Source organism: Clostridioides sp. ZZV14-6009, assembly GCF_020658095.1.
Classification (GTDB): Bacteria; Bacillota; Clostridia; order Peptostreptococcales; family Peptostreptococcaceae; genus Clostridioides.
In genome coordinates this window covers 169,789-186,362 of the sequence record NZ_JAGWDG010000006.1, presented here as the reverse complement: position 1 = coordinate 186,362, position 16,574 = coordinate 169,789, and the positions used below count along the sequence as shown (strand labels likewise).

Below are 16,574 nucleotides of genomic sequence, written 5' to 3'. Positions count from 1 at the left end.
GCTAATTTGGATAAAGTTGGCCCTTTCTATGTATATGAGGAGGCCACACATTGAAATATTTCGATTATATCTGCAAAGAGGATTTAGAGAAAATTTTTTTGAAAGTGCCAGAAGACTTTAATGCCAATACTGAAAAAGATGTACTGAAATATGCACTGGGTGCTTTTTTATACGTTCCAGCTACTCAATATAATATGATTTATAAGAGTATTATAGGTGATGTTAAGGGAGTTAGACCACTAGCTATTTGTTTAGAAGATGCTGTTGGGGCAAATGGAGAATCTGAGGCTATAGAAAATCTTAAATTGATTTTGAAAAATATTAGCAATGAAAATATAACTAATAAAGATGGAATACCATTAATTTTTGTGAGAATAAAAGATGTAGAGCAATTGCTAAGAATTAAAGAGATTATAATTAAAAACAATAATACTATAACAGGAATATTGATTCCTAAAGCAAATTCGAAGTTAATTGAAAACTGTATAGAAGTTTTGAATTCTATAGGTCTTCAAAATATGTATGTTATTCCAATAATAGAAACAAGAGAATTCATATATAAAGAAAATAAAGAATTAAGCTTCAGTAATTTATATAATACTATTTTAAGATATAAATCAAGAATACTTAGTATTAGAATAGGTCTAACTGATATATTAGGTATGTATGGTATAAGAAGAGATAAAAATTTTTCTATATATAATAATTTGATTTGTTCTTCGTTTATATTAGATGTAATTACATATCTTCAAAGACCAGAGATAGATATACCAATAAGTGGAGGTGTATCGGAATTTTTTGATATGACAAACGAAGAGATAAGAAAGAAGTATATAGAAGAAATACTATTGGATAAATTTCATGGATTAGTTGGAAAGACAGTAATTCATCCAATGCAAATTCAAATTGTACAAGCTTTATCTGCAGTATCATATGAAGATTTTACTGATGCTTTGGAGATACTTGATAGTGCAAATAGTAAATATGGTGTGAGTAAAGGCATATTAGGTGAGAGAATGAATGAAACTAATCCTCATTTTTTATGGGCTAAAAAAACATTAATTTTATCTAAAATATATGGTGTATTAAATAAAGGAGTAGACTATGAAGAATTGCTTAAATTTTAATTGTGAGATTGACATTGTTGATAATCCATTAAACTTAGATTTAAATGATTTTTTAGATATAGGAATAAGAAATAACAGTAAGAGACGTTTTTTATTTATATCAAAAAAACTTGGAAAACATTTAGCTTGTAAACCAAGTGAAATGGATAATTTAGGAAAGCTAATGGCCACGATTTATAATAAAAAAAATAAGGTAGCATCAAATGGGACTGTAATAGCTTTTGCCGAAACTGGTACAGCTGTTGGACATAGCTTTTTTGATTACTTATCTGGAGATTATGAATTTATTCATACCACTAGGGAGCAATTTGATGAGCTAGAAAATTTAGACTTTTTAGAAGAACACTCTCATGCAACAGACCAAAATTTATATTTTGAAATGCTAGATAACTTTAAATTTGGCGATGAAGTAATTTTGGTAGATGATGAAATTACTACAGCTAATACGTGTATGAATATAATTAGAAAGATTCAAAGTATTTATCCTAAAAAGAAATATACTATATGTTCTATACTTAATTGGGTAAGTGATGAAAATTTAAAAAAAATTAGTAGTCTGGAAAAAGAACTTGGATGTAAAATAGAATTTGTGTATTTATTTAAAGGAGACTTTAATTTTGATATAAATGAAGATATTGTTGCAAATTACAATGATAATTGTACTATTAGTCAATCAAGTATTATGAAGGATGATAAAATAAATTTAATAGTAAATCATGTCAATGTTGATTTAGAAGATTATATTGGAAATAAAAAATATATAAGATATACAGGTAGATTTGGAATTAACAAAAGAGAACAAATTAAATTAAAAGAAATTGTAAAAAGAGAAAGTAAAAAAATAGTTATAGAAAGTAAAGAATCTTTAAAAAAGAAAGCAGAAAAGGTTCTATTTTTAGGTACTGAAGAATTCATGTATATACCAATGTTATTTGCAAAAGAAAAAGAAAATCAATGTGATATATACTATCATTCAACAACTAGAAGTCCAATAATTAATATTGATAAAAACAATTATCCTATTAGAAGTAAGTTTAAATTAAAGAGTTTTTATAATTCTGACGTTCAAAATTATATTTACAACATAGATAGACATGATTTTTCTGAGTGTTATTTATTTGTTGAGTTAGATAAAAGCGAGAATTCTTATCTGGAATTTATTGATATAATTAAAAAAACAAGCATAAAAAAATTGACTATAGTATGTTGTAGCTAAAATGTTTTATCAAGATAAAATATATCACAGTTTTAAGGTAGGAGTTGAGTCATATGGGAGAATTTAGCACATATTCTAAAGATGATGTTGTCTTTTTATTAAAAGATATATCAAATTTAATTGAAGAAGAAGGAAACAAAGAGAGAGAGTTAAAAATACAAAGTGGCAGACATTATTCAGAAATGATACCAGTAGAGTATGAGGTTAGCGAAGATTATCTGAAATTATATCATGATAAACTAGAACAAAACAAGAATAAACTGGCATTTTCTATAGGTGTTATGTGTGAAAAGATAATTAAAAAAAATGGAAATGATGTTGTACTAGTTTCACTTGCTAGAGCTGGAACACCAATTGGTATTTTGGCAAAGAGATATCTAAGAAATAAGTATAATTTAAATTTACCTCACTATACAATATCTATAATAAGAGATAAAGGAATAGATATGAATGCAGTTGAATATATAATAAATAGTCATCCAAATTCAAACATACAATTTTTAGATGGATGGACTGGTAAGGGAACAATATCAAGAGAGCTAGAAAAAGCATGTGATGAGCTTAAATTTAAATTTAAAAAGAATTTTGATTCAACTCTTGCTGTATTAGCTGACCCTGCTGGATATTCTGGACTTTATGGAATTAGAGAAGACTTTTTAATACCAAGTGCATGTTTAAACTCAACTGTTTCTGGGCTAGTGAGTAGAACTGTGCTAAGAGACGATTTGATTGGTAAGGATGATTTTCATGGTGCTAAGTTTTATAACCACTTAAAGGATAAAGATGAGTCTATAAATTATATAGAAACTATAGAGGCATGTTTCAAAAACCAATTTGAAAATATATCTGATGAAGTTGAAAAATGGAAAAGTGATATTATAACTAAAGATGGTTATTTTGATGTTTTAAATATAAAGGAAAAGTACGATATAAAAGATATCAACTTTATCAAGCCAGGTGTAGGAGAAACAACAAGAGTTTTACTTAGGAGAGTTCCATATAAGATACTTGTTAAAGACTTAAATGATAAATCTTTAGAGCATATATTTATTTTGGCAAAAGAGAAAAATGTTGAAGTTGAAGAAATGAATTTAAAAGCTTACAAGTGTTGTGGCATAATAAAAAATATGAAAGATATTTAGAAAATATATTTGACAGGAGAATACTGAATGATTGTTTTTTCAGACTTAGACAGGAGTATTATTTACTCTGATAAATTTTTAAATACTGATAAGAGATATACAAATATAGAAATCTATAAAAAGAAAGAAATCTCTTATATATCTTTAAATACCATAAATTTAATAAAACAAATACAATATTATGGTATGTTTATACCAACTACCACTAGAACAATAGAACAGTTTAAGCGTATAGAATTTAATAAATATGGCATTTATTTTCCATGGAGTATAACTTCAAATGGAGGAGTTATACTTAAAGATAATGAAATATTGAAATCATGGAGTGAAAAGATAGACAAATTAAAATCTAACTATGAGCCTATTGAAAGCATGGTAGATAAATTTAAAACGTATTTGAATGTAGAAGGAATAACTAATTTTAAAGTTGCAGAGGATACATTTTTTTATATAGTTGTAGATTTTAAAAAATTTAATTTAGATTCAATTAGAGAGTATATAAATATATTGGAATCAAAAAATTGGAGATTGTATGTAAGTGGTAGAAAAATTTATTTTATACCAAAAGAAATCTCAAAAGAAAATGCTATCGAATACCTAACCAAAGAATTAGGAATAGAAAATTTTTATGCAATTGGGGATTCTATTATGGATTATGGAATGCTAGATATTTCAAATAAAGCTTATGTATTGAAGCATGGTGATATAAATAAAAATGAAAGAAAAAACACATTTATATCAAGTAAATTTGATGGAATGAGTGGAACTGAAGAAATACTATCTAAAATTTTAGATGAAAGTTGTCTACTTAATATATAACCAATAAACTAGAAAAGTCTGAAATAAATTAGGATAAAATTTATCATACTAATTTATTTCAGATTTTTATTAATTTATACTTAAACAAGAGTCTAATATATTAAAATGAAGGTGGAGTCATTGCCCAAACTGAAATACATTCATCATTATCACAGTTTTCATATATATGAGGTATAGTGCTGTTAAAATAAAAACTGTCCCCTTCCTCTAATATATACTCTTTATTACCAAGTGTTATTTTCATTTTTCCTTTTATTATGTACCCACATTCTTCTCCTTCATGTGTTACGAATTCGCTACTTTTTTTTGTATGTCCATTTAATGTAACAAGTATGAATTCTATTTTTTTTCCAATTAGATTAGGAACAAGAAGCTCATAAAATTTTGTAGAATCGTTAGTTACTATTTTCTTTCGATTGTTTTTCTTTACTACTATATTAGAATCATCCTTCCCAATATCATCAAAAAAATAGCCTATGTTTACATCAAGAGATTTTGCTATTTTCCACATTGCTATAATTGATGGAACAACCATATTACGTTCAATTTGACTTATTAAACCTGTACTTAAACCTGACTCTTTGGCTAAAGTAGCTATACTTATATTTTTAGATTTTCTAAGAGCTCTAATTTTGCTTCCAACATCTATGTCCATTAGATAAAAACCCCCTCAAACATGATTATAACATATATAGTTTCCAAAATTAATAAAATAAAATAAAAGTTATGTAATGCATGTATTTACATCGTTATATTGAATTTTCTGAAAAGATGAATTATAATAGTATTAATATTCAATATATTGAATATTAATATTGATATTTTAATTTAATGAAATGGAGGCGGTTGAGATGAGGAGTTTTGTAAGTCCTGATAATATTTGGGTATTATGGGCAATTGTAACTGGATGGGCAGCATTTAGTATTTATTTAGAGCAAAAGTATAGTTGGGCATCAAAAATATCAGGAGCAATAATAGCCCTTGTAGGGGCAATGTTATTATCAAATCTAAATATTATACCAGTAGAGTCTGTTGTATATGACCAAGTCTGGGGTTATGTTGTACCTTTAGCCATAGCTTTGTTGTTATATCAATGTAATATCAAAAAGATATGGAAAGAGAGTGGAAGATTACTTGTAATATTTCTTGTAGGTTCGATAGGAACTGTACTTGGAGCTATGATTGGATTCTTGGCATTAAAAAATGCAGTACCAGATTTAAATATTGTTGCAGCTATGATGACAGGTTCTTATATAGGTGGAAATGTAAACTTTGCAGCTATGTCAGGAGCATTTGATGCACCTGGGGAATTGGTATCAGCAACTGTTGTAGCAGATAATCTTTTGATGGCATTATATTTCTTTGTTTTAATAGCTATCCCATCTATTGGATTTTTTAGAAAACATTTTAAACATCCACATGTAGATGAGATGGAAAGCATAGGTGTAAATGAAGGCGAAACAATAGCAGCAAATTATTGGGGAAGAAAAGAAATATCTTTAAAAGATATAGCAATAGCCATTGGTAGTGCTTTTATAATAGTTGCAGTATCAGTAGAATTGTCAGGTTGGTTTAAATCTATAATACCAACGTCAAGTCCATTTTTAGCAATGTTAAATACTTTATTTGGCAATCAATATCTAATAATAACTACTTTAACTATGATATTTGCTACCTTTATGCCTAATTTCTTTAGTGATATAAAAGGAGCTCAAGAGCTGGGCACATTTTTAATCTACATTTTCTTTGTTGTAGTAGGTGTTCCTGCTTCAATCACATTAATAATTCAAAAATCTCCATTATTACTTTTATATTGTGGAATAATGGTACTTATAAACATGTTAGTTACATTTATAGTTGCCAAAATATTTAAGTTTACCTTGGAAGAAGCTATTCTTGCATCTAATGCAAATATTGGTGGACCTACAACAGCAGCAGCTATGGCAATATCAAAAGGGTGGTCTAAGTTAGTAGGGCCAATACTTATAGTTGGGACATTTGGATATATAGTTGGTAATTATTTTGGTCTTTTGGTAGGAAATATTTTAATATAAGTTTTATAAAAAGTGAAAAACAAACGTTTGAAAAAAACTTTATTTAATTGGAGGTTGTCATGATTTTTGATGGACATTCAGATACTTGGTCAGATGTAACGATAAGAAGGCTTAATGGAGAGAAAGATGTATTTAGAAGAATCCATCTTGAAAATTTTAAAAAAGCAAATATTGAAGGGGCTATTTTTGTAATATGGATAGACCCGCCATATGATAAAAAGCCGGAAAAGAGAGTTAAGCAGATAATAGAATGTGTAAAAGAAGAAATTGAAGATATGAAGGATATTGTAAATATAGTAAAAAAATATTCTGATATAAATAAAGGTCTAAATGAGAATAAAATAAATATTTTAATAGGTCTTGAAGGTTTAAGCCATGTTGGAAAAAATTTAGACTTAATCGAATATTATTATAAAGAAGTTGGAGCTAGACATGCATCATTAACTTGGAATGAACAGAATGAACTTGCTACAGGGTGTTTAGGAGATGAAAACAGAGGATTAACTGAAATAGGAAAAAAAGCAGTAGAGAAGTTAGAACAATTAGGTATGCTAATAGATGTATCACATCTAAATGAAAAATCATTTTGGGATTTGATGTCTGTTGTAAGTAAACCAGTTATAGCATCTCATTCTAATGTTAAAAATCTATGTGATGCAAAAAGAAATCTCACAGATAATCAATTAAAAGAAATTTCAAAAACAGGTGGATTAGTGGGAATAAATAGCTTTAGAGGATTTACCAATATTAATCCGAAAAAGCAAGATTTAATACACTTAGTTGACCATATAGATTATATGGTGAATCTTATAGGTATAGAGCATGTATCTTTTGGTTTTGATTTTAGTGATTATCTAGGAGAAGAGACTATAGGCTCTTTTACTGAAGAAAATTCCAAAAATCCAAGTGTAGATGGGCTTAAAAGTACATATGAAGCTAAGAATATAATAGTAGAGCTTGAAAAAAGAGGATATAAAAAGAGTGATATAAACTTAATATCTAGTGGAAACTTTTATAGAGTATTTAAAGAGATACTAAAGTAAGATAGTAACTAAATTAGGTGTAGAAAATACTATACTTAATAATAAGCATTCATATATATAGGTTTATATATGGTATATAGATTATATTAAATTTAAATGTTACTAGAATTAAAAATTCTAGTAACATTTTTTATATAAAAAAACAAATATCTATATATATTGACAATGATAATTATTATTGATAAACTATAAAAGAAATGATAATTATTATCATTTTTAGTAAAAACTAAGGAGGGAGAATGAAAAAGAGATATTTAATTATAGGAATAATAATTTTATCTTATTTTTCCTTATTTATAGGAGCAGAAGATATAAACATAATGCATATATTTGCAAAAAATCAGCATAAACTTATGATATTTGTCATGAGTAGAATACCAAGATTAATAAGTATATTGATTGCAGGTATAGGAATGAGTATAGCAGGCCTTATAATGCAACAGATAAGTAAAAATAAATTTGTATCGCCTACTACAGGAGCAACAATAGATGCGGCTCAATTTGGTATAGTAATTTGTATGCTTTTAATACCAAGTGCATCGATTTTCATGAAGACTATAATAGCATTTATATTTTCTCTTATAGGAACATTTATGTTTATGAAAATAATAAGGAAGTTACAGTTTAAAAGTATAATATTCGTACCATTAGTAGGTATAATGTTTGGAAATATAATAGGTTCTATGACTGATTTTATTGCATATAAATATGATTTGAGTCAAAATGTAAGTTCTTGGATGCAGGGTGATTTTTCTATGATACTTAAAGGAAATTATGAAATATTATACATAACAATACCTCTCATAATAGTAGCATATATTTATGCAAATAGATTTACTGTTGTTGGAATGGGGATGGATTTTGCAACTAACTTAGGGCTAAGTTATAAAAAAGTCGTCAATTTAGGTTTAATAATAGTAGCTCTTGTCACAGTATGTGTAGTTGTTACTGCTGGTAATATACCTTTTATAGGTCTAATAGTTCCAAATATTGTATCTCTGTATATGGGTGATAATATAAGAGATAGTATATGGCATACGGGATTATTTGGGGCAATATTTGTACTTATATGTGATATTTTTGGAAGGATTATCATTTATCCATATGAAATATCTATAGGGCTTACAGTTGGCGTTATAGGAAGTATACTATTCCTTTACTTAATACTAAGGAGGAATATAAATGAAGCTTAGTCTTAATAAAAAAATTTATTTGATGACTGCATTACTCTTGATATCAATGGTGCTTTTTTTAACCTATGGAATAGACATGAATAATCTAGATTATGCATTATCACAAAGAATACCAAAAGTACTTGCGATGATACTTGGAGGAGGATGTATAGCATTTACTACTGTAGTATTTCAAACAATTACTAACAATCAGATATTAACACCAAGTGTACTAGGCTTAGATTCCTTATATGTAATGATTCAAACTATAATAGTATTTATATTTGGAGCAACCAGTATTCTTATCATAAATGAAAATTATAATTTTATCATTAATGTTACTATAATGATTGTAGCTTCAATGCTATTGTATAGAGCATTGTTTGAAAGAAAAGAAAATAATATTTTCTTTTTAATCCTAGTAGGAATGGTATTTGGAACTTTATTTAAAAGTGCAACAACATTTATTCAAGTAATGATAGACCCTAATGAATTTCTAGCACTACAAACTAGCATAATGGCTAGTCTAAATAATATAAATACAAATGTATTATTAATTGCATTTATAATAGTTATTGCAACAATACCTTTTATATATGATGATATAAAATATTTAGATGTACTGTCATTAGGTAGAGAGCAAGCGATTAATTTAGGTGTAGATTTTGATAAAGTAGTAAAAAAAATGATAATCCTAATAGCAATTTTAGTTTCAGTATCAACAGCACTTATTGGACCTATGACATTTTTAGGTCTTTTACTAGCCAACATAGCTAGAGAAGTTTTTAAAACATATAAACATACGTATTTAATTTTAGGTTCTATATTGCTAGGAATAATTACATTAATAATAGGTCAATTTTTTATACAACATATATTCAAATTTGATACAACATTAAGCGTAGTAATAAATTTTATAGGAGGAATTTACTTTATCCAATTATTATTAAAGGGGGCAAATAGATGATAGAAATAAAAAACATATTTAAAAAATATAAAAATAAAAATGTTGTAGATAATGTTTCTTTTAATATAGAAAAAGGGAAAATAACATCTTTTATAGGTCCAAATGGGGCTGGTAAAAGTACTGTATTATCAATAGTAACAAGACTTATAGGAGGTGATAGTGGAGAAGTATTGATAGAAGGAAAAAACTTAAACTCTTACAATAATAAAGAACTAGCTAAAAAAATAGCTATACTTAAACAATCTAATAATATAACTTTAAAACTCACAATAAGAGAATTAGTTGGATTTGGAAGATTTCCATACAGTGAAGGAAATTTAACTCAAGATGATGAAAAATACATTAATGAAGCTATAGAGTATATGAAACTAACTGATATACAAGACAAATATTTGGATGAATTAAGTGGAGGTCAAAGACAAAGAGCTTATATAGCAATGGTAATAGCCCAAAATACAGAGTACATATTACTTGATGAACCACTTAACAATTTGGATATGAATCATTCAGTACAAATGATGAAGGTACTTAGAAGTCTTTGTGATGAATTAGGTAAGACTATAGTGTTGGTCATGCATGATATAAATTTTGCTTCATGCTATTCAGATAATATAGTTGCACTTAAAAATGGAAAAATTGAAAAGGTAGGTCGTACAGATGAAATAGTCAATGAAAAAGTTTTAGGAGATATTTACGAAATGAACTTTGACATTAAGCATATAAATGGAAATAGAATATGTGTTTATTTTTAAGACACTATAGATAGGAATCTATGAATTTTCTAATCAAAATTTAAACTAAGACGAATATTAATAAAAAATGAGGGAGACATTAAGATGAATAAAAAAGCAGCAATAATAGCAACAGTGGCTATAGTAGGATTAGTAGCAGTATTTGCATTAGGTGGGAGTAAAAAAGGTGAGAAGAAAACAGCAGATGCTTCAGATGCTACTATAAAAATAACTCATAGCTTAGGAGAAATAGATGTAAAGTTAAAGCCTAAAAAAGTAGTAGTATTTGATTATTCAGCACTAGATACAATGGATGCACTAGGTGTCAGTGAGAGTTTAGTAGGACTTCCAAAATCAAGTTTGCCAGCATCTTTAGAAAAGTATAAAGATGAAAAATATGCAGACTTAGGTGGATTAAAAGAACCAGATTTAGAAGGTATAAAATCAACAAATCCAGATTTAATTATAATAAATGGAAGACAAGAAGATTTTTATGAGCAATTATCTAAGATAGCACCAACAATAAGTACAAGTAAAGATGATAAGAAGTATTTAGAATCTGTCAAAAGTAATATAAATAAAATAGCTAAAATATTTGGAGTAGAAGAGAAAGCTAATCAAGAATTTGCTAAAATTGAAAAGAAAATAGAAGTTTTAAATAAAAAAGTAACAGAGAAAGACTTAAATGCTTTAACTCTTATGGTAAATGAGGGGAATTTAAGTGTATTTGGTGAAGAGTCTAGATTTAGCATATTATACAATAGTTTTGGATTTAAGAATAAGGATAAAGATATAAAGGAATCAAGTCATGGTCAAAATATTACTTTTGAATATGTAGCTAAACAAAATCCAGATATTATGTTTGTTATAGATAGAGGTATAGCTACTGGTAGTGATGTGAAAGCTGGTTTAACAGCTAAATCTGTTTTAAACAATGACGTAATAAAATCTATGGATGCTTATAAAAATGATAATATAATATACTTAGATGCACCAACATGGTATGTAAATGATGGTGGTCTTACATCTTTAAATAAAATGATAGATGATGCTTCAAAAGCAGTTAATAAGTAAGCATATTGTTTATAGCAAATGTGCTTTATATAATGATTATATTAATCAGCCACTTTAAAGTGGCTGATTTTTTATGATTTAAATATTTCTGTGGTTAATAACATTATAAGCTTTGCTTTATATAGTTTATTTAATTGAAAGATATAGCTCATTATGTACAATACTATTTAACATAAATATAATGTTGTGAAAAAATTTCTTTGATTATAAGGATTTTATCATTCTATGTTTAAAAAACTAGCTAGAACTTGCGGTTTATTAGTTATTTTGATACAATTAATCCAATATATACATGAACAAGGTTATGTTATTATATTAATAATTCAATGGATATATATTTATTTATTATATAATTTCCCAGAAGGGGGGTTAAATATAAGAAGAAAATCTCTAAAAAAACGTTTTTTTATTTTTAGTACTAATTATTGCTTTTATCCATATAACACCTACAGCATATGCACTAAAGAAAGAAGGTAGAATTGGGCTAAATTGATTTAATGGGAGCTATAATTTAAATGATGACTTTGGAAAAATATATAACTATTCAAGTCATAGTTATGTAGTATCTGACACTGTTTTACAAGTATTGTATGATGATACAAAAGACATTATTATTGACGCTCAAGCTACACAGACATTGAGGGTTGTAGTAATTAGAAATAACAATAAAATGATAAAAGATTTAGAAGCATATTGTAAAAGAAGTCTTTATACCACAATATGTATATTGTGATAGTGAAAAAGAACAGATACAGGCTATGCAAGATGGTTCTCAGAAGACATGCTTAACTATAATACGAATTATATTGAAAATGTAAAAACAATTGCCAAATTTTCTCTAAAACCCTTCTATTTCATGACTGGCCGAGGCGATAATAATGGTTTGATTAAAGAACTAGATTAAGCTATTTCTAATATTTATCAAATAGACCCTTATTTCTCAACTAGTTTACATGAAAAATACTTTGTACAACAGAACTTGAAAAACATTTACGTGTGTATGAACTTATGGATGATTATTTTATTGAGTATGATTATAAAAAAACACATTGATGTTTTCAATACCACCTACAAACGAGAATGAACAACCTAGATTAATTACATATGATTATTAAAAATTTAATAAAGCTGAAAGTTCTACTAAACAAAGAGCAGAATTTTTAAATGTAATTAAGTCACAAGAAGATGGAATTAAGGAAGCTTATTTATATTTTAAGTGATAAGAGAATTTTATTAAAGTTTAATACACGTTATTTGAGAAAAATGATTATACAATATTTTTACTAAGTTGGTTATTAAAAATGTTTAGAAAATTGAAATCATACTAATTATTTATAACATATAAAAAACCTAGTTAGCATAATTGTAGAATATCTGATAAACGTAAAAATATAGGGGATAGAGGTATTTTATGAAGAGATAAAGATGACTATCTTAGTTTTATTTGTTTTATTAATTTCTATAAGTTACATTTCTGTTCAATTAATTCACAACATTGGAGATTATGGAAAGTTGATTAATTATGTTGGTATTGTTCGTGGAGCTAGTCAACGTCTAACTAAATTAGAAATGAATCTTCAACCAAATGATGAACTAGTAGAATATATCGATGAAATTTTACATGAATTAAATACAGGACATGGAAAATATGGTCTAGTAGTCACTGACTGTAAAAAATATAATGAGTATTTATCTTTACTAGAAAGAAAATGGGAAGATTTAAATATTGAAATTAAAAAAGTAAGGATGGAAGAAGATAGTAGTCAGTTATTACAAACAAGTGAAGAATTTTTTAAGATTGCAAATGACACAGTATTCGAAATAGAACATTATTCTAAAGAAAAAAGCAATTACTTAATGACTTTAATAATTATAATATCGATTGTAGGCATAGTAGCATGGATTATATTGATTATACAGTACAATAGAAGATTAATTAAACTTGAAAAACTAAACGTAGATTTAAAAAATATTGCATATAAAGATGAACTTACAGGAGCAAATACTATAGAAAAGTTTAAGTTGGATGCAGAGCAGTATATTTATAAGTATAAAGATAAGAAATTTGCTATATTTTATATCGATTTTGAAAATTTTAAGTATATCAATGATATATTTGGATACGATTATGGTGACATGATATTAAAACGCTATTCTAATATCATGATGGATGATATTGGAAAATACGAAGTATTTGCAAGAGAGATTGCAGATAGATTTGTTGCATTAAGATGTTATGTAGATAAGGAGACTTTGCTAAGAAGACAACAAGTTGTAGATGATAAGTTGATTAACATTACAGATGAAATTAAAAATAAATATAGTATTACTATTGTTAGTGGAATTTGTTGTATTGAAGATGTGAATGAGAAATTAAATATAGATGATTTGATAAATCGTGCAAACTTTGCACAAAAGACTGTCAAAAATAAACCAGGTACTAAGTATGCTTTTTATAATGAAAATATTCGTAAAAAAATGATTGAAGAAAATACAATTAAGAGTAGAATACATGAAGCACTCAATAGAAGAGAATTTGTTGTTTATTTTCAACCTAAAGTTAACTTACATAATCAAAAAATAGATTGTGCAGAAGCCTTAGTACGTTGGATGACACCAGACAAATGTGTGATATCTCCAGCGATATTTATTCCAATACTGGAAAAGGAGTTTTTTATTAGTTTGGTAGACCAATATGTGTTTGAAGAGGTATGTAGATGGGTTAGAAAGAGATTAGATGAAAATAAAACAATTGTTCCTATCTCAGTTAATGTTTCTAAGATTCAATTTTATAATGCTAAGTTTGTAGAAACTTATTCGCACATACAAAATAAATATAATATACCTAAAAATACTATAGAAATTGAATTTACAGAAAGTGTTGCTTTTGAAAATCAAGAGCATCTTTTAGAAATTGTACATGACCTACATGAAAGTGGCTTTACTTGTTCTTTGGATGATTTTGGAAAGGGATACTCGTCTCTAAGTGTTTTGAAGGATTTACCATTTGATGTTTTAAAGCTTGACTCGATGTTTTTTAAAGAGAGTTTAAACAAAGAAAAAGAGAAGATAGTAATAAAAAATATTATACAGATGATAAAAGAGTTAAATATTATAACTGTTGCTGAGGGTATTGAATATAAAGAACAGGTTGAGTTTCTTAAAGAGATTGGGTGTGATTTGGTTCAAGGGTTTGTCTTTTATAAACCAATGCCAATGTTAGAGTTTGAAAAAATATTAGATAAAGAAATTGTTTATAGTTTATAATAGTTAAAGTATATTTTAATATATAATAATCTAATAAAGTACTTATATTATAAGTACTTTATTAGATTTTGTTAACTATTTAAAAACGTATAGTGGTATAAGTACTGAGAATAACATCAATATATATGATATACGATTTTAAATAAATAATTATATGAAAACTATAAATTCTTATAAAGTTTTATGTGAGGTGTAAATAATATGAAGTTATGTTTTGGATAAGATGAACCTTCTTAAACATTATTATTTTTTCCCTGCAACCCATTTTAAGCCCCAGTTAAACTCATTATCCATTTCTCTATGTCCTTTAAAGTATTTAACTACTTTTTCAACGCTAAATGTTTCATCATTTACATTTTCTATTAATGCTATTGAACACATATTATAGCCATTTTTATGCTCATCAAGCTTAACCACTAAATCAGAATCTTGTTTTTGTTTAATAGTTACAATTCCATCAGCTTCTGACCAATTAGCCACACCTTCATAAATAAAAGCATAAATCAATATTCTTTTTATTTCTTTTATCTTGTTACCGTTGATTCTTATATTTTCGCCTTGTGTATTGCTTCCTGTTCGGTCATCTCCATCTAGTTGAGCAAAAGGAGGATGTTCTAAATTACCAAAGGAATTGCCCAATGCTTGAACAGCACCTTTTGCACCATTTTTCATTTCAAACAAGCAGCCTAAATCTAAATCTATATTACTACTTCTTAGAGCTCCAAAAAAGCCCTTTTTTTGTACTTTTTGATTCCAATTTAAATTAACTAAAATCTCACCTAAATCGGTATTTTCTTTTTTTGTAAGATTTATTTTTTGTCCTTTTTTCAATTCTATAGCCATAGTAATCTTCCTCCACAAACATAGATTTATTTAAATGGTAGCACTTAATAAGTCAATATTCAACAAGATTACAATAATAATGTTCAAATTATACTAATTCTACTAAAAAACAGGAATTACAATTCCTTTATATTTTTCTTCAATTAAGTTTCTTGCTTTATCTGATGTAAGAACTTCTTGTAGAACTTTAATTTTTTCACTATCTTTATCTTCAGTTCTAAATGCTAAAAGATTAGCATACTCATCATTCACTGGTGCTGTGTAGATTCCATTTTTCTTAGCATTAAGACCAGCAGGTACTGCGTAAGTAGTGTCTATAAATGCAGCAGTTACATCTGGAAGAGAAGATGGTATTTGAGCAATATCTAATTCTTTGAATTGTATGCCCTTTGGATTTTCAATTATATCTTTAGGACTAACTAAATTATTTTCTTTAGGTAAAGTTAAAAGTCCCATACTTTCAAGATATCTAAGGTCTTTAGAACAAGAAGATGGATTGTTGCTTATTGCAATTGTATCTCCCTTTTTAAATTCATCAACAGATTTTATTTTGTAAGAGTAAAGTATGGCTGGGCATACATATAGTTTAGTTCCTGCCATTATTTTATAGCCTTTAGCTTTAACAGCTTCTTTTAGATAAGGTTCATGTTGAAATAGATTTGCATCAATTTCGCCATTATTTAAAGCTTCATTTGGAAGTATGTAATCGTCAAAGTTTTTAACTTCTAAAGTATAACCTTTTTCTTCAATAAGTGGTTTTAGTTCTTCTAACAACTCTCCACCTGGAACTAAAGTAGAACCAACAACAATTTTTTTATCGTCTTTAGATTTTGAACATCCAACTACAGATAAAGTAAATACTAGACATAATAACAAACTTAATAATTTTTTGAATTTCATAAAAATTCCCTCCTGAATATAATTGATTAGTTAAAAATAAAATACCCTCTTTTTATCACATTGTGAAAATAAAATAAGCCTGAGTATAAACTCAGGCTTTAAAAGCTAATTTAAACTCATCTTTCAGTACAATACTGCAGGATTTAGCACCAATGTATATTAAAATATACTGGTTGCTGGGTTTCATAGGGCCAGTCCCTTCACCACTCTGGATAAGAA

The 16,574-nt window shown here is 27.0% G+C and carries 14 protein-coding genes and 1 riboswitch; of the genes, 11 read left to right on the top strand and 3 right to left on the bottom strand.

Going from position 1 to position 16,574, the window contains the following annotated elements:
* Positions 1-50: 50 nt before the first annotated feature.
* From KGF36_RS10605 to KGF36_RS10590, 4 genes are read left to right on the top strand one after another with little or no spacing between them, the layout of a single operon-like run.
* Positions 51-1,127 carry an HpcH/HpaI aldolase/citrate lyase family protein gene (locus KGF36_RS10605; RefSeq protein ID WP_227829729.1) on the top strand — a complete coding sequence of 359 codons (1,077 nt, stop codon included), beginning with the start codon at positions 51-53 and terminating at the stop codon, positions 1,125-1,127.
* Positions 1,105-2,343, top strand: coding sequence for a phosphoribosyltransferase family protein (locus KGF36_RS10600; RefSeq protein WP_227841868.1), 1,239 nt, complete (start codon positions 1,105-1,107; stop codon positions 2,341-2,343). The genes KGF36_RS10605 and KGF36_RS10600 overlap by 23 nt, the downstream gene beginning before the upstream one ends.
* Positions 2,344-2,396: 53 nt before the next feature.
* Positions 2,397-3,485 (top strand): cysteine protease StiP family protein, encoded by a 1,089-nt coding sequence (locus KGF36_RS10595; RefSeq protein ID WP_227829727.1) that lies wholly within the window; start codon positions 2,397-2,399, stop codon positions 3,483-3,485.
* A gap of 27 nt (positions 3,486-3,512) precedes the next feature.
* On the top strand, positions 3,513-4,304 hold the full coding sequence (locus KGF36_RS10590) for an HAD hydrolase family protein (protein ID WP_227829726.1): 792 nt from the start codon (positions 3,513-3,515) through the stop codon (positions 4,302-4,304).
* 100 nt (positions 4,305-4,404) lie between these two features.
* On the opposite strand, the gene KGF36_RS10585 is transcribed toward KGF36_RS10590, so the two are convergent.
* Positions 4,405-4,959 carry a cupin domain-containing protein gene (locus KGF36_RS10585; RefSeq protein ID WP_227829725.1) on the bottom strand — a complete coding sequence of 185 codons (555 nt, stop codon included), beginning with the start codon at positions 4,957-4,959 and terminating at the stop codon, positions 4,405-4,407.
* A gap of 196 nt (positions 4,960-5,155) precedes the next feature.
* Between KGF36_RS10585 and KGF36_RS10580 the strand changes: the two genes are divergently transcribed.
* The 7 genes from KGF36_RS10580 (at position 5,156) to KGF36_RS10550 (ending at position 14,612) form a co-directional block, all read left to right on the top strand.
* Positions 5,156-6,358 carry a DUF819 domain-containing protein gene (locus tag KGF36_RS10580; protein WP_227829724.1) on the top strand — a complete coding sequence of 401 codons (1,203 nt, stop codon included), beginning with the start codon at positions 5,156-5,158 and terminating at the stop codon, positions 6,356-6,358.
* A gap of 59 nt (positions 6,359-6,417) precedes the next feature.
* On the top strand, positions 6,418-7,401 hold the full coding sequence (locus KGF36_RS10575; protein WP_227854698.1) for a dipeptidase: 984 nt from the start codon (positions 6,418-6,420) through the stop codon (positions 7,399-7,401).
* Positions 7,402-7,640: 239 nt separating this feature from the next.
* Positions 7,641-8,594, top strand: coding sequence for an ABC transporter permease (locus KGF36_RS10570; protein ID WP_227829722.1), 954 nt, complete (start codon positions 7,641-7,643; stop codon positions 8,592-8,594).
* Positions 8,584-9,540: an iron chelate uptake ABC transporter family permease subunit gene (locus KGF36_RS10565; RefSeq protein WP_227829721.1), complete on the top strand. Its 957-nt coding sequence runs from the start codon at positions 8,584-8,586 to the stop codon at positions 9,538-9,540. The genes KGF36_RS10570 and KGF36_RS10565 overlap by 11 nt, the downstream gene beginning before the upstream one ends.
* The gene (locus KGF36_RS10560) at positions 9,537-10,292 is read left to right on the top strand and encodes an ABC transporter ATP-binding protein (protein WP_227829720.1); all 756 of its coding nucleotides are present in this window, start codon (positions 9,537-9,539) and stop codon (positions 10,290-10,292) included. Before KGF36_RS10565 ends, KGF36_RS10560 begins: the two co-directional genes overlap by 4 nt.
* Before the next feature lie 84 nt (positions 10,293-10,376).
* Entirely contained in the window at positions 10,377-11,345 is a 969-nt protein-coding gene (locus KGF36_RS10555; RefSeq protein ID WP_227829719.1) for an ABC transporter substrate-binding protein, read from the top strand.
* 1,425 nt (positions 11,346-12,770) lie between these two features.
* Positions 12,771-14,612 (top strand): GGDEF domain-containing phosphodiesterase, encoded by a 1,842-nt coding sequence (locus KGF36_RS10550; RefSeq protein ID WP_227829718.1) that lies wholly within the window; start codon positions 12,771-12,773, stop codon positions 14,610-14,612.
* Positions 14,613-14,855: 243 nt separating this feature from the next.
* Here the strand turns inward: KGF36_RS10550 and KGF36_RS10545 are convergent, their stop codons facing one another.
* Positions 14,856-15,455, bottom strand: a complete 600-nt coding sequence (locus KGF36_RS10545) for a TerD family protein (RefSeq protein WP_227829717.1) — start codon at positions 15,453-15,455, stop codon at positions 14,856-14,858.
* Between the two features lie 102 nt (positions 15,456-15,557).
* Positions 15,558-16,355, bottom strand: a complete 798-nt coding sequence (locus KGF36_RS10540) for a MetQ/NlpA family ABC transporter substrate-binding protein (RefSeq protein WP_227829716.1) — start codon at positions 16,353-16,355, stop codon at positions 15,558-15,560.
* Positions 16,356-16,468: 113 nt separating this feature from the next.
* Positions 16,469-16,574: riboswitch (SAM riboswitch) on the bottom strand.

Excerpts from the sequence above, each read along its gene's own strand:
- KGF36_RS10600 (WP_227841868.1), top strand. The coding sequence starts at position 1,105 with ATGAAGAATTGCTTAAATTTTAATTGTGAGATTGACATTGTTGATAAT.
- KGF36_RS10595 (WP_227829727.1), top strand. The coding sequence starts at position 2,397 with ATGGGAGAATTTAGCACATATTCTAAAGATGATGTTGTCTTTTTATTA.
- KGF36_RS10590 (WP_227829726.1), top strand. The coding sequence starts at position 3,513 with ATGATTGTTTTTTCAGACTTAGACAGGAGTATTATTTACTCTGATAAA.
- KGF36_RS10585 (WP_227829725.1), bottom strand. The coding sequence starts at position 4,959 with ATGGACATAGATGTTGGAAGCAAAATTAGAGCTCTTAGAAAATCTAAA.
- KGF36_RS10580 (WP_227829724.1), top strand. The coding sequence starts at position 5,156 with ATGAGGAGTTTTGTAAGTCCTGATAATATTTGGGTATTATGGGCAATT.
- KGF36_RS10575 (WP_227854698.1), top strand. The coding sequence starts at position 6,418 with ATGATTTTTGATGGACATTCAGATACTTGGTCAGATGTAACGATAAGA.
- KGF36_RS10570 (WP_227829722.1), top strand. The coding sequence starts at position 7,641 with ATGAAAAAGAGATATTTAATTATAGGAATAATAATTTTATCTTATTTT.
- KGF36_RS10565 (WP_227829721.1), top strand. The coding sequence starts at position 8,584 with ATGAAGCTTAGTCTTAATAAAAAAATTTATTTGATGACTGCATTACTC.
- KGF36_RS10560 (WP_227829720.1), top strand. The coding sequence starts at position 9,537 with ATGATAGAAATAAAAAACATATTTAAAAAATATAAAAATAAAAATGTT.
- KGF36_RS10555 (WP_227829719.1), top strand. The coding sequence starts at position 10,377 with ATGAATAAAAAAGCAGCAATAATAGCAACAGTGGCTATAGTAGGATTA.
- KGF36_RS10550 (WP_227829718.1), top strand. The coding sequence starts at position 12,771 with ATGACTATCTTAGTTTTATTTGTTTTATTAATTTCTATAAGTTACATT.
- KGF36_RS10545 (WP_227829717.1), bottom strand. The coding sequence starts at position 15,455 with ATGGCTATAGAATTGAAAAAAGGACAAAAAATAAATCTTACAAAAAAA.
- KGF36_RS10540 (WP_227829716.1), bottom strand. The coding sequence starts at position 16,355 with ATGAAATTCAAAAAATTATTAAGTTTGTTATTATGTCTAGTATTTACT.